The 11,396-nt window shown below is 75.4% G+C and carries 12 protein-coding genes; 5 read left to right on the top strand and 7 right to left on the bottom strand.

Annotated features, from left to right (window positions below; genetic code table 11):
* Nucleotides 1-25 precede the first annotated feature (25 nt).
* From PSD17_RS13520 to PSD17_RS13505, 4 genes are read right to left on the bottom strand one after another with little or no spacing between them, the layout of a single operon-like run.
* Nucleotides 26-850: a family 1 encapsulin nanocompartment shell protein gene (locus PSD17_RS13520; RefSeq protein ID WP_103381197.1), complete on the bottom strand. Its 825-nt coding sequence runs from the start codon at nucleotides 848-850 to the stop codon at nucleotides 26-28.
* Nucleotides 851-857: 7 nt separating this feature from the next.
* The gene (locus PSD17_RS13515) at nucleotides 858-1,457 is read right to left on the bottom strand and encodes a hemerythrin domain-containing protein (RefSeq protein WP_339122816.1); all 600 of its coding nucleotides are present in this window, start codon (nucleotides 1,455-1,457) and stop codon (nucleotides 858-860) included.
* 46 nt (nucleotides 1,458-1,503) lie between these two features.
* Nucleotides 1,504-2,265, bottom strand: a complete 762-nt coding sequence (locus PSD17_RS13510; RefSeq protein WP_013675230.1) for a DUF1990 domain-containing protein — start codon at nucleotides 2,263-2,265, stop codon at nucleotides 1,504-1,506.
* Entirely contained in the window at nucleotides 2,262-2,540 is a 279-nt protein-coding gene (locus tag PSD17_RS13505; RefSeq protein WP_103381195.1) for a hypothetical protein, read from the bottom strand. Before PSD17_RS13505 ends, PSD17_RS13510 begins: the two co-directional genes overlap by 4 nt.
* Before the next feature lie 6 nt (nucleotides 2,541-2,546).
* Here PSD17_RS13505 and PSD17_RS13500 point away from each other — a divergent pair, with 6 nt between their 5' ends.
* A complete protein-coding gene (locus PSD17_RS13500) occupies nucleotides 2,547-3,272 on the top strand; it encodes a DUF1990 family protein (RefSeq protein WP_013675232.1) in 726 nt (241 codons plus the stop codon).
* Nucleotides 3,273-3,341: 69 nt separating this feature from the next.
* A complete protein-coding gene (locus PSD17_RS13495) occupies nucleotides 3,342-3,707 on the top strand; it encodes a hypothetical protein (RefSeq protein WP_339122815.1) in 366 nt (121 codons plus the stop codon).
* Nucleotides 3,708-3,768: 61 nt separating this feature from the next.
* On the opposite strand, the gene PSD17_RS13490 is transcribed toward PSD17_RS13495, so the two are convergent.
* Nucleotides 3,769-4,293, bottom strand: coding sequence for a YbhB/YbcL family Raf kinase inhibitor-like protein (locus tag PSD17_RS13490; protein ID WP_339122814.1), 525 nt, complete (start codon nucleotides 4,291-4,293; stop codon nucleotides 3,769-3,771).
* Between the two features lie 162 nt (nucleotides 4,294-4,455).
* On the opposite strand from PSD17_RS13490, the gene PSD17_RS13485 reads away from it, so the two are divergent.
* The 3 genes from PSD17_RS13485 (at nucleotide 4,456) to PSD17_RS13475 (ending at nucleotide 7,873) form a co-directional block, all read left to right on the top strand.
* Nucleotides 4,456-6,039, top strand: a complete 1,584-nt coding sequence (locus PSD17_RS13485; RefSeq protein ID WP_013675235.1) for a Na+/H+ antiporter — start codon at nucleotides 4,456-4,458, stop codon at nucleotides 6,037-6,039.
* A gap of 356 nt (nucleotides 6,040-6,395) precedes the next feature.
* Nucleotides 6,396-7,151 carry a 3-oxoacyl-ACP reductase FabG gene (gene fabG / locus PSD17_RS13480; RefSeq protein ID WP_041761339.1) on the top strand — a complete coding sequence of 252 codons (756 nt, stop codon included), beginning with the start codon at nucleotides 6,396-6,398 and terminating at the stop codon, nucleotides 7,149-7,151.
* Nucleotides 7,152-7,183: 32 nt separating this feature from the next.
* A complete protein-coding gene (locus PSD17_RS13475) occupies nucleotides 7,184-7,873 on the top strand; it encodes a TetR/AcrR family transcriptional regulator (RefSeq protein WP_103381192.1) in 690 nt (229 codons plus the stop codon).
* Nucleotides 7,874-7,903: 30 nt separating this feature from the next.
* Here the strand turns inward: PSD17_RS13475 and cydC are convergent, their stop codons facing one another.
* On the bottom strand, nucleotides 7,904-9,622 hold the full coding sequence (gene cydC / locus PSD17_RS13470; protein WP_339122813.1) for a thiol reductant ABC exporter subunit CydC: 1,719 nt from the start codon (nucleotides 9,620-9,622) through the stop codon (nucleotides 7,904-7,906).
* Complete coding sequence (cydD, locus tag PSD17_RS13465) at nucleotides 9,619-11,337, bottom strand: thiol reductant ABC exporter subunit CydD (RefSeq protein ID WP_339122812.1); 1,719 nt, start codon at nucleotides 11,335-11,337, stop codon at nucleotides 9,619-9,621. The genes cydC and cydD overlap by 4 nt, the downstream gene beginning before the upstream one ends.
* Nucleotides 11,338-11,396 lie beyond the last annotated feature (59 nt).

The following is an 11,396-nucleotide window of genomic DNA, read 5'->3' as shown; positions in this document are numbered from 1 at the left end:
GCGCCGTGCCGGCCGTCCGGGGCCGTCAGGCCAGGGCGAGTGCGGCGTCGGGCTCGACGACGCGGAAGGTGAAGCTCTCCTCGAGGTAGAGGCTCACGGTGTCGGCGTCGTGATGGCTGTATCCGATCGAGAGGTCCTGGCCGACGTCGAGCAGGAAGTCGCCGCCGCGGGTGCTGGCGACGATCGCCCCGGCCACCCCCGGCGCCCACACGATCGACCCGCCGAGGATGCGCGCCAGGTGGTCGAAGAGCAGGTAGCCGCCGTGCTCGGTGGTCTCGACGATGCGGGTGTAGCCCTCCGGACCGATCACCAGCGAGTACGGGCCCTCGATGCCGTTGCGGCGCAAGGTGTCGACGGCGCGGGCGACGATACCGGGGTAGGCGTTGCAGTCCTCGCCGAGGGTCATCGCCGGGTAGGGGGAGGCTTCGCTGATCCCCGCGATGCCCGCCGCGGCCCAGCCGTGCAGGATCGCCCGGTTCTCGATCTCGGCCGCGAGCCGGGCTGCCCGGTCGAGGTCGTCGAACTCGGGGTCCGCGGCGCCGCGCTGGATGTCGTCGATCTCGGCGCGCGAGACGGTGAACGGCACGCGCACCTCGGCGAGGGGCAGCACGCGGCGGCGGCGGGTGCGCACGCCGTCGGGCGCGACGCCCTCGGGCGGGCCGAGCAGGTCCTCGGTGCGCCCGAGGCCGACGGCGGAGTGCTTCCAGCCGCCGGGGCCCTCGAAGTCGGCCAACCTGCGGCCGGCGAGCAGCGGGGTGAGCCGCTCGCGGGCCTCGTCGTCGATCTGGGACCACGCCTCGGCGGGGATGGGGGCGTGCCCCCGCAGGAGGTGGTCGGCGGGTGTCGTCATGGACGGCTCACTTCCCCTTCAGGCTGCCGATGCCGAGCGAGCCGTCGAGCCGTGCGGTCTCGTCGGCGTCTCCGGCGCTGATCCTATTGCGATCCTCGACCTGTTCGACGTAGGTGGCGGGGTCCTTGTCGCCGACGTCGATCCCGCGTGCGTCGCGGTGGCGCTGGATGAACGCCCTGAACTGCCGGCCCAGCGCGTCGCGCAGGCCGGGGGCGGCGTGCAGCCGGAAGTCGGGGAGCCCCTCGTTCTCCTCCTCGGCCATGTGCTCGTCGTTGGCGTCGCGTGCCTGCTGGACGGCGTCCCACCACGCGTCGGTGCCGATCGGGTGGCGGGCGGCGGCGTGCACCCCGTCGCGGATGTCGTTGTGGTCGCCGATGGCGTCGAGCGTCTCGTCCTCGGCGTCGTCGCCGCCGCGGCGCAGCAGCTGCGGGTAGAAGATCTCCTCCTCGGCGACGGCGTGGACGTCGAGGTGGTCGGCCAGCGGCTGCCACACGTCGCGTAGGGCGGTGGGATCGACGGGGGTCGACCTGCGCAGCTCGTCGAGCACGGCGAACTGGCGACGGAACCACTCGTGGTCGTCGAGTATCAGTTCGGTGATGTCGGGCACGGTCGGGACGCTACGCGGGAATCACGGGCGCGTCCTGACGAGACGGTCACGTCCGTCCTTTCCGGGCCCGCCGTGCCACGTGCACGCCGGGGTGGCGCAGCGGCAGCGCGAAGGGGTCCCACGGCCGCATCCGGCTCGCCGAGGGCGCGAGCACGACGTCGCCCGCGAGCCGGGCGGGGTGGGGGAGCGGCGCACCGGCCTCGTGGGCGGCGAGCAGGTCGTGCATCCGCTGCCCGACGCGGCGGTAGAAGTCGAGCTGCGTACGCCGGCCGAACACCTGGAACCCCGTGCGCAGCACCGGGTTCTCGATCGGTGCGCGGCGCGAGTAGGCGTCGAGGCGGAAGCAGACGACGCCCGTCGTCAGGTCCTTGACGACCTCGTAGGTCAGCTTGCCCTGCTCGAGGTGGCCGTCGAGGGTCTGGTAGGTCCAGCCCCACACCCGCTGCGGGCCGTCGGGGCACTCGCGGGTGCCGTCGACGACCGCCGTGACCCGCACCCCCAGGTAGAACCGCAGGAACAGGAACCGGCCCTCGAGCAGCATGTTCCGGCCGAGGAGCTCGTCGGCGGGCCGGAACACCCCGCGGATCAGCCGGTGGTCGGAGAACTCGTAGTCGCGCACCAGCACGCAGGCCGATTCGAAGATCCCGCCCGGCACCGGGTCGCCCGGGGGTTCGGTGCCCAGCTGCGCGGAGGCGACGTCGACGTGCCAGTCCGGGTCGTCGGGGCCACGGGGGGCCTCGGACTCGTCGTAGTTGACCGCCAGCTCCGCGAGCCGGTCGAGCTCGGTGACCAGGCCGCGGGCGTTCATACCCGGCGCCCGCGGAGCGGCGTCCGCTCCTCGTGCCGGCGCACCGACTCCCCGATCAGCCAGAACATGGGTGGCCAGAGCCCGACGAACAGCGCGCGGCGCTCGGCGTTGCCGCGCTCGTCCTGGTCGACGGTCTTCGCGCGCAGCCACAGCCCGATGCACAGCGCGATCGACCCGAGCGAGGTCGTCTGCAGGTGCAGGGCCCGGATCCCCATGCGGTGGAGCAGTCGTCCGACGGTCACGACGAGCACGTTCCCCGGGAGCCGTGTTCTCATGCGGACATGGCCGTGCTGAGTCGGAAGGCCGCGACCGGGTCCCGTCGACACCGCCGGGTCGCCGCTCTCGTGCGCTGGCCCGTCGGGCTGGCCGCGGTGAGCTGGCGCTACATGTGGCGGACGGTGCCGCTGCACCGCAGCGAGGTGGAGGGGGACGACTCCGACGAGGCGCCCGCGCTTCCCGAACGCCATCGCGACGACCGGGTCCAGGAGGTCGCCGACGGCCACGGCGACCTGCTGCACCGGCGCTACACCGTGCGCATCGGCGGCTCCGCGCTCGACGCGCGCGAGCTGATGGCAGACCTCGTCCGGGACCTCAACGGTTGGTTCCCCAGCGGCGTGGCCGTGTTCCGGCGTACCCGCGGGCACCCCGGCGCGATCCGCGACGGCGACGAGTTCCTGATCCGGCTGCCCGGCCCGTGGGACGGGCCCGTGCGGGTCGTCGCGGCCGACGACACGAGCTTCCGGTTCGCGACGCTGCGCGGGCACCTCGAGGCGGGCCAGATCGAGTTCCGCGCCCACGACGAGGACGACGGCGGCCTGGTGATGGGCATCGAGTCGTGGGCGCGCCCGGGCGACGCCGTCTCGCGCGTCCTCTACGACACGTTCCGCGCCGCCAAGGAGATCCAGCTGAACCTCTGGACCGAGGTGCTGCTGCGGATCACCCGGCGCGCGGGCGGCCGTCCCGTCGGTGGGGTCACGGTGCGCACCCGGCGGCTCGCCGCCGGCTGAACCGGTCCTGCCGTCCCCGAGAGTGCTGCCGTCCGGTGGGTGCTCAGTCCCCCGAGAGTCAGGAGACCCGTGTCCACCTTCGCCCGCGTGCTCGGCGCGCTGACCACCGCATACGGCGTCGCGACGATCGTGCGCCCGGCCGTCCTCACCGGCCCGACCGGGCTCGGCCCGCGCGGGGGCGACCCGTCGCCGCCGGTCCCGACCCTGGTGCGCGCCGTCGGCGTGCGTGACGCGGTGTCGGGGCTCGCGGTGGCGCTGGCGCCCCGGGGCCGGGCCCTGCAGCTCGCACTCGCCGTGCGGGTCGCCGCCGACGTCGGGGACGCCGTCACGCTCGGCACGGCGATCTCCGACCGCGACGCGGCCCGCAGGACCGTCGCGGTCGCCGGTGGCTGGGCGGCGCTCAACGCGCTCGCCCTGGCCACCGCTCGTCCCTAGCCGGTCGGCCCGCGAACCGGTCGGCCCGCAACCGGTCGGGACCGGGCCGCTCGGCCCGCGGCTACTCCTTGATCTCGTAGATCGGGGTGATCGTCGCCCGGGCGAGGGTGTGGGAGAACAGGTTGAAGCCGAGGAAGGCGTTGCTGGCCTCGGCGGGGATCCCCAGCGACGGCACGTCGACCGCGTGCACGACGAAGAAGTAGCGGTGCGGCCCGTGTCCTGCGGGCGGCGCGGCGCCCAGGTAGTTCTTCAGGCCGGCGTCGTTGGCGAGCTGGAAGGCGCCCTCGGGCAGCTCGCCGTCGGCGGCACCGGACTCCAGCGAGGTCACCGACGCGGGGATGTCGACGAGGGCCCAGTGCCAGAAGCCCGACCCGGTCGGGGCGTCGGGGTCGAAGCAGGTGACCACGTAGGACTGGGTGCCCTCGGGGGCGCCGCTCCACGACAGCTGCGGGGAGCGGTCCTCGCCGCCCGCGCCGAAGATCCCGCTGACCTGCGGCATCGGCAGGGTGCCGCCGTCGGTGATCTCGGTGCTGGTGACCTCGAACGTCGGCACCTGCGGGAGGTCGTCGTAAGGGTTGTGCGCCATGGGTTCTCCCTCGTGGTCGAGCGCCCACCGCGATGCGGGCGCCGTCGTGGGTGGTCGGCCGGATCGGCGGTCGGGGTCACCGTAACCACCTCGGGTGGTGATCCGCAGCGGGCACCGCCGGGGTGGGCGCCGCCGCCGCCGTCGTACGGCACGCTGTCGGACGTGGAGCTGCTGCTGCTGATCGTCGCGCTGATGCTGGCCGCGGTGGTGCTCGTCGGGATCGGCGACCGCCTGCACCTGCCCTGGCCCGCGCTGATGGTGGTCCTCGGTGCCGTGGTCGCGTTCGTGCCGGGGCTGCCCGACGCGTTCGAGATCGAGCCCGACCTGATCCTCCCGCTGTTCCTGCCACCGCTGCTGTTCGCGACGGCCCAGCGCACCTCGTGGGCTCTGTTCCGGGCGCGGTGGCGCAGCATCGTCACGCTGGCGGTGGCGCTCGTGGCCGTCACGGTGGCGGTCGTGGCGGGCACCGCGACGGCGCTGATCCCGGGCATCGGGCTCTCGGCCGCGGTCGCGCTCGGTGCCATGGTGGCCCCGCCCGACCCGGTGGCCGTCGAGGCCGTCGCCGGATCCGTGCGGATGCCGCGGCGGCTGCTCGCGGTGCTGCAGAGCGAAGGTCTGTTCAACGACGCGACCGCCCTGGTGATCTTCCAGACCGCGGTCTTCGCGACGGTGAGCGGCGCCGAGCTGCGCGTGACCGAGCTGCTGTGGCGGTTCGTCCTGGGTGTGGTGGCGGCCGTCGTCATCGGGGTCGTCGTGGCACGGGTCGCCCGGTGGCTGTCGGACCGGGTCGCCAGCACGACGGGCCGCAGCGCACTGACCGTGGTGCTGCCCTTCGCCGTCTACCTGCTGGCCGAGGAGGTGCACGCGTCGGGCGTGGTCGCGGTCGTCGTCGTCGCGCTGCAGCTGCGGGTGCACGCCGACGCCGACGAGGCGGCCGAGCGGCTGGTGCAGCGCTCCTTCTGGGACGTCGTCGAACTGCTGGTCACCGGGGTGGCCTTCGGCCTGATCGGGCTCGACCTGCGCCAGGTCGTGTCCGACGCGGGCGCGGACCTGCCGCGGATGCTGGTCCACGCGCTGATCGTGTGCGCGGCGGTGGTGGGGCTGCGGGCGGTCTGGATGACCGTGGCGACGGTCAACCTGCGCCGGGGCGGCGACCCGTCGGCGGCGCCCCGCACCGGCCGGGAGGCCGTCGTGCTCGCCTGGTGCGGGATGCGCGGGCTCGCGACGCTCGCGTTGGCCCTCGCGCTGCCGGCCGTCACCTCGACCGGCGCCCCGTTCCCGGCGCGCGCCGAGATCGTCGTGGTGGCCTGCTCGGTGCTGGTCGTGACGCTGCTGCTGCCGGGGTTCACGCTGCCGCTGCTCGTGCGGATGCTGGGGATCGCCGAGAACGCCGAGGCCGAGCACGCCGCGGAGACGGTCGTCGCCCGCCGGGCCTGGAAGGCCGCACTGGACCGCCTCGTCGAGCAGGAGCGGGCGGCGGATCTGCCCGAGGAGGTGTCGGCGGCGCTGCACCAGCGCATCGGCAGGCTCGAGGCGATCCTGCGCGGCGACACCGTCACCGACGAGGACCGGGAGCGCCTCGCGGCGCTGCGGGCGCGCAAGCAGACCCTCGACGCCATCCAGGCCGACGCGCTGGCCGCGGCGCGGGCCGAGGTGCTCGCGGCGCGCCGGGAGCCCGGTGTCGATCCGGAGGCGGTCGACCGGGTCCTGCGCCGGCTGGACCTGCGGACGGTCCTGCTCGACTGACCCGTCGGTCGGGAACCGCGACTGCCTGCGACGACGCCGAGGACGGAGCCGATCGGCCCGTTGACGTGACCTGGGTCACGAGGTAGCGTCCCGCGATGACAGCTCCGACACGGAGCCTTCCCAGACAGCGGCCCACCAGGCCCGCGACGCAGCCACCCGCACTGCAACCACCAGACCTCGATCGGCCCGGCCACTCGGACTGGATCACCCCAACCGGCGCCGTCGGCTCCACCTCGTGAGCCGGCGGCGCCGTGTCGCGTCCGGGGACTCCCCGTGCGCTCCCGTCCGGAAATGCGACGATGCCCGGGCAGGGTCGCGACCGGCACGGCGTCGCGGCGGGCGAAGGGATTCCGGGCATGACTCAGGGGCGCGTCGCGATCGTCACGGGGGCCGCGAGGGGGATCGGGGCCGCCACGGCCGCCCGGCTGGCCGCGGACGGGTTCGCCGTCGCCGTGCTGGACCTCGACGAGGCCGCCTGCAAGGCGACCGTGGACGGCATCGAGTCCGCCGGCGGCCGGGCGCTCGCCGTGGGCGCGGACGTCGCCGACGAGGCCGCCGTCGCCGCGGCCGTCGAGCGGGTCGCGGCCGATCTCGGGGCGCCGACGGTGCTGGTCAACAACGCCGGCGTGACCCGCGACAACCTGCTGTTCAAGATGACCACCGACGACTGGGACACGGTCATGAACGTGCACCTGCGCGGCTCGTTCCTGATGACGCGCGCGGTGCAGAAGCACATGGTCGACGCGAAGTACGGCCGCATCGTCAACCTGTCGAGCACGTCGGCGCTGGGCAACCGCGGCCAGAGCAACTACTCGACCGCGAAGGCCGGGCTGCAGGGCTTCACCAAGACGCTCGCCATCGAGCTGGGCAAGTTCGGGATCACCGCCAACTGCATCGCGCCCGGCTTCATCGTCAGCGACATGACGAGGGCGACGGCCGAGCGGATCGGCGAGGACTGGGACACCTACGTGGCCGCTCGTGCCGCGCAGATCCCGGTGGCCCGCGCCGGGCAGGTCGAGGACATCGCGCACACCGTCTCGTTCCTCGTCAGCGAGGGAGCGGGGTTCGTCTCCGGGCAGGTCATCTACGTCGCGGGCGGTCCGAAGGCGTGATCGGGCCGCGGCCGGGCCGGTAGCCTGCGCCGATGAGCCGCGCGACCGACGAGGGCGCTGACACCCGGACGCGGTTGCTGCGCGCCGCGGAGGAGCTGTTCGCCGAGCGTGGCAGCGAGGCCGTCTCGCTGCGCGAGATCGGCCGGGCCGCGGGCGCGCGCAACGTCATCGCCGCGCAGTACTGGTTCACCGACCGCGACGGCCTCGTGCAGGCGTTGCTCGACCGCCATCTCGCCGACGTCGAGCAACGCCGGCACGCCATGCTCGACGCGTTCGAGGCCGGCCCGCACGCGGCGGCCGTCGCCGGGGGTCCGGGCGCGGACGAGGCGGTGCACGCGTTGGCCGCCGCCCTCGTCGAGCCGCTGGCCGCGAAGCTCGACGAGGGGGCGCCGGGCGCGGGTTACCTGCGCACCGTCGCCGACCTGCTCACCCGCCCGGTGCCCTCGACCGCGCCGCTCGCGCTCGACCGGCCCGGCGCGAGCACGGCCCGGTGGCGGGCGCTGCTCGAGCCGCTGCTGGAGCCCGAGGCGCTCGAGCTGCACCGGCGCTTCCTCGCGATCCGGTTCGTCGCGGTCGAGGTCGCGCAGCGCGCCCGGTCCGGTCGCGACGACCATCGGCTCTTCGTCAGCCAGCTGGTCGACGCCGCGGCGGGGCTGCTCGGCGCCACGGTGTCGGCGCGGACCCGGGAACTGCGCGAGCAGCGCCGCTCGGCACCCCGCTGAGGTCCGCGCCGGCCGGGTGGCGGCCGCGGGTCACACCGGCGCGGGCAGCCGGTGGGCGCGGCGGTACCAGCCGTCGCGGGCCAGCAGGTCGGCCGGTCGGCCGCGCTGCACCACCCGGCCGTCGACGACGACGTGCACGGTGTCCATCCGGTCCAGCCGCTCGAGGTCGTGCGTGACGAGCAGGACGGCGCGCTCGCCCGCGGCGTCGAGCAGGTCGGCGAGTACGGCGTCGCGGGTGTCGGGGTCCAGGTGTGCGGTCGGTTCGTCCAGCACCAGCAGCGTGGCGTCGGTGAGCAGCGCCCTGCCCAGGGCGAGCCGCTGGCGCATGCCGCCCGAGAGCCGTTCGCCGTGCTCGCCGACGTCGGCGTCGAGCCCGCCGGGCATCGCGGCCACGTCGCCGTCGAGCCGGACCCGGCGCAGCACGTCCCACAGCGCCTCGTCGGTGGCGTCGGGCCGGGCGAGCAGCAGGTTCGCCCGCACGCTGCCGGTGAACAGGTGCGGGTGCTGCGGCACCCCGCTCACGACGGTCCGCGCCGCGTCGGCGGCGACCGACGTCAGCGACGTGCCGCCGATCTCGACGGTCCCGGCGTCCGGGTCGAGGAACCGGAACAGCACCGCGGCCAGGGTGCTCTTGCCCGACCCGCTCGGCCCGACGACCGCGACCTTCTCGCCCGGCGCGACGTCGAGGTCGAGACCGTCGAGGGCCCAGGTCGCGTCGGGGGCGTAGCGGACCCGCAGGTCGCGGATCCGCAACGCCCCCGGCACGAGCCGCCCCGCACCCCCGGGGTCGCGCACCGCGGGTGGGGTGTCCAGGACGTCGAAGAGGCGCGCGCCCGACGCGCGCACCGCACCGAGGCGGGCCGCCGCGGCAGGCAGCGGCGCGACGATCTCGAACGCGGCGAGCGCCGTGAGCGCCAGCACCGCCATGGGGATCGGTCCGAGCGATCCGTGCTCGACCGCGACCACGCCCAACAGCAGCGTCGCCCACAGCGTGAGCCCGGCGACCAGCGCCGATGCGCCCGCGCCGAGCCCGAGCAGGCCCGCGTCCCGGCGGGCGGCCGCGGTGAGCGCCGCGTCGGCGGCCTCGACCCGGGCGACGGCGCGGGCCGTCGCGCCGTTCGCGGCGAGGTCGGGGGCACCGTGCAGGGTGTCGACGAGTGCCGTCGTCAGCTCGGCGCGGGCCGCGGCCTGCCGGGCGCCGGTGGCCCGGCCCAGCGCCGCCGCGACGACCGGCACGACGAGGCCCCCGAGCACCAGGCCGGCGGCGAGCACGAGCCCGCCCGGGACGAGCAGCGCCGTCGCGAGCGCCACGGCGCCGGCGCCGGTCAGCAATGCCGCCAGCGGCGGCGTCAGGCCACGGACGAGCAGGTCCTGGGTCGCGTCGGTGTCGCTCACCAGCCGGGTGACGAGGTCGGGGGACCGGAACCGGCGGATCGGCTCGGTGCGGGCGAGTCGCTCGTAGACCCGCACCCGGACGTCGGCGAGGGTCCGCAGCGCGGCGTCGTGGGTGACCAGCCGCTCCAGGTAGCGGGTGAGGCCGCGGGTGACGCCGAGGGCGCGGGTCAGCACGACCGCGACCGACAGCGCCGTGACCGGCGGGTGCGTGGCCGCGGTGGCGATGAGCCAGGCGGCGAGGCTGAGCAGGCCGGCCCCCGACGCCGTCGCCACGGCACCGGCGAGCACCCCCAGCGCGAACCGGGTGCCCCGCGGCCGGGCGAGGGAGAGCATGCGGCGCAGTGGGTCCCTCACGACGCCACCCCCTGTGAGTGGCGATGGTCGCCATAGCGACCATCGCCGCTCACGAGCGCCGCGGGTGCGCGCTCGGCGAGCCGGCCGTCGGTGAGCACGACCGTCTCGTCGACGGTCTCGCGCCAGCCCGCGTCGTGCGCGACGACGATCCCCGTGCGGCCCTCCAGCAGCCGCGCGGTGGCGGCGCGCACGAGGGCGGCGTTGTCGGGGTCGAGGTGGGCGGTCGGCTCGTCGAGCAGGACGAGGTCGGGGTCGCGGACGAACGCGCGGGCGATCGCCACCCGCTGCCGCTGCCCGGCCGACAGCCGCGCCCCGCCCTCGCCGAGCCGGGTGGCGGTGCCCTCGGGAAGGGCGGCGACGACGTCGGTGAGGCCCGCCGCCGCCAGCGCCGCGTCGACCTGGGCGTCGGTGGCGTCGGGGGCTCCGAGCCGGACGTTGCCGGCGAGGGTGTCGTCGAACAGGCGCGGGTGCTGCGGGACCCACGCCACCCGCGCGCGCCACGCCGCGGCGTCGAGCTCGCGCACGGGCACCCCGTCGGCGCGGATCGTGCCGGTGTCGGGCTCGGCGAAGCGCAGCAGCAGCGCGAGCAGCGTGGACTTCCCGGCGCCGCTGCGTCCGGTGACGAGAACGCTGCGGCCCTCGCCGACGGCGAGCGTGAGACCGTCGAGGACCGGGGCGTCGCGGCCGGGCCACGCGAAGCCGACGTCGTCGATGTCGAGGGCGACCGTCCCGCGCCGGGCCGTCGGCCGCGAGCCGGGCACGACCGGACGCGGCGACTCCAGCACGACGAACGCCGACTCGGCCGCCGCGACCCCCTCCATGCTCGCGTGGAAGCGGGCGCCGACCTCGCGCAGCGGCAGGTACGCCTCCGGGGCCAGCACGAGCACGAGCAGCGCCGTCGTCAGCGACAGCTCGCCGTAGAGCAGCCGGAACCCGACCTCGACGGCGACGAGCGCGACCGCGAGCGTGGCGAGCAGCTCGAGCACGAGCGCCGAGAGGAACGCGATCCGCAGCGTGCCCATCGTCGCCTGGCGGTGGTCGTCGGTGACCCGGCGGACGAGCGCGGCCTCGGCCTTCGCGCGGCGGAACAGCGCGAGCGTCGGCAGCCCCTCGACGACGTCGAGGAAGTGCCCGCCGAGGCGCTGCAGCAGCGTCCACTGCCGTCGGGTGCGTGCCTGGGTGTGCATGCCGACGAGCGCCATGAACAGCGGCACCAGCGGCAGGGTCAGCGCGATGACCAGCGCCGACACCCAGTCGGCCGACGCGACGACGGCCAGCACGGCGAGTGGGACGAGCGCGGCGAGCACGAGCTGGGGCAGGTAGCGGGCGAGGTAGTCGTCGAGTGCGTCGAGCCCGCGGGTGGTCAGGGTCGCGAGCTCGCCCGCGGTGGCCGGGCCGCGCGCCGGACCGTCGGTCACGTGGGCGACGATGCGCCGCCGCAGCTGCGACTTCGCGCTCGCGGCACTGCGCACCGCTGCGGTCTCGGCGCCGTGCGCGAGCAGCGCGCGCCCGACGGCGACGACCGCGACCCCGGCGACGAGCGGGCCGAGCTCGGCGAGCCCGCGACCGTCGGCGACCCCGCCGACGATGTGCGCGACGAGCCAGGCCTGCACGAGGATCAGCCCGGTCAGGGCCACGCCGCAGACCGCGGTGACCGCGAGGTGGGTGCGGACCGCGCGGGCCGCCCGCAGCAGCCGGGGGTCGAGTGGTTTCACGGCTCTTCACAATCCAGGGTGTAGCCGCGGCCGGAAGCCGCCGGCCTCCAGTAGCGATC

This window comes from Pseudonocardia sp. D17 (assembly GCF_036984265.1).
GTDB lineage: Bacteria > Actinomycetota > Actinomycetes > Mycobacteriales > Pseudonocardiaceae > Pseudonocardia > Pseudonocardia benzenivorans.
The sequence above is the reverse complement of the archived record's forward strand: the minus strand, read 5'-3'. Positions and strand labels throughout refer to the sequence as shown.

Bases quoted from the DNA above. Each gene is read 5' to 3' on its own strand.
- fabG (WP_041761339.1), top strand. From the start codon at position 6,396: ATGACTCAGGGGCGCGTCGCGATCGTCACGGGGGCCGCGAGGGGGATC.
- PSD17_RS13490 (WP_339122814.1), bottom strand. From the start codon at position 4,293: ATGGCGCACAACCCTTACGACGACCTCCCGCAGGTGCCGACGTTCGAG.
- PSD17_RS13475 (WP_103381192.1), top strand. From the start codon at position 7,184: ATGAGCCGCGCGACCGACGAGGGCGCTGACACCCGGACGCGGTTGCTG.
- PSD17_RS13520 (WP_103381197.1), bottom strand. From the start codon at position 850: ATGACGACACCCGCCGACCACCTCCTGCGGGGGCACGCCCCCATCCCC.
- PSD17_RS13500 (WP_013675232.1), top strand. From the start codon at position 2,547: ATGGCCGTGCTGAGTCGGAAGGCCGCGACCGGGTCCCGTCGACACCGC.
- PSD17_RS13510 (WP_013675230.1), bottom strand. From the start codon at position 2,265: ATGAACGCCCGCGGCCTGGTCACCGAGCTCGACCGGCTCGCGGAGCTG.
- PSD17_RS13505 (WP_103381195.1), bottom strand. From the start codon at position 2,540: ATGAGAACACGGCTCCCGGGGAACGTGCTCGTCGTGACCGTCGGACGA.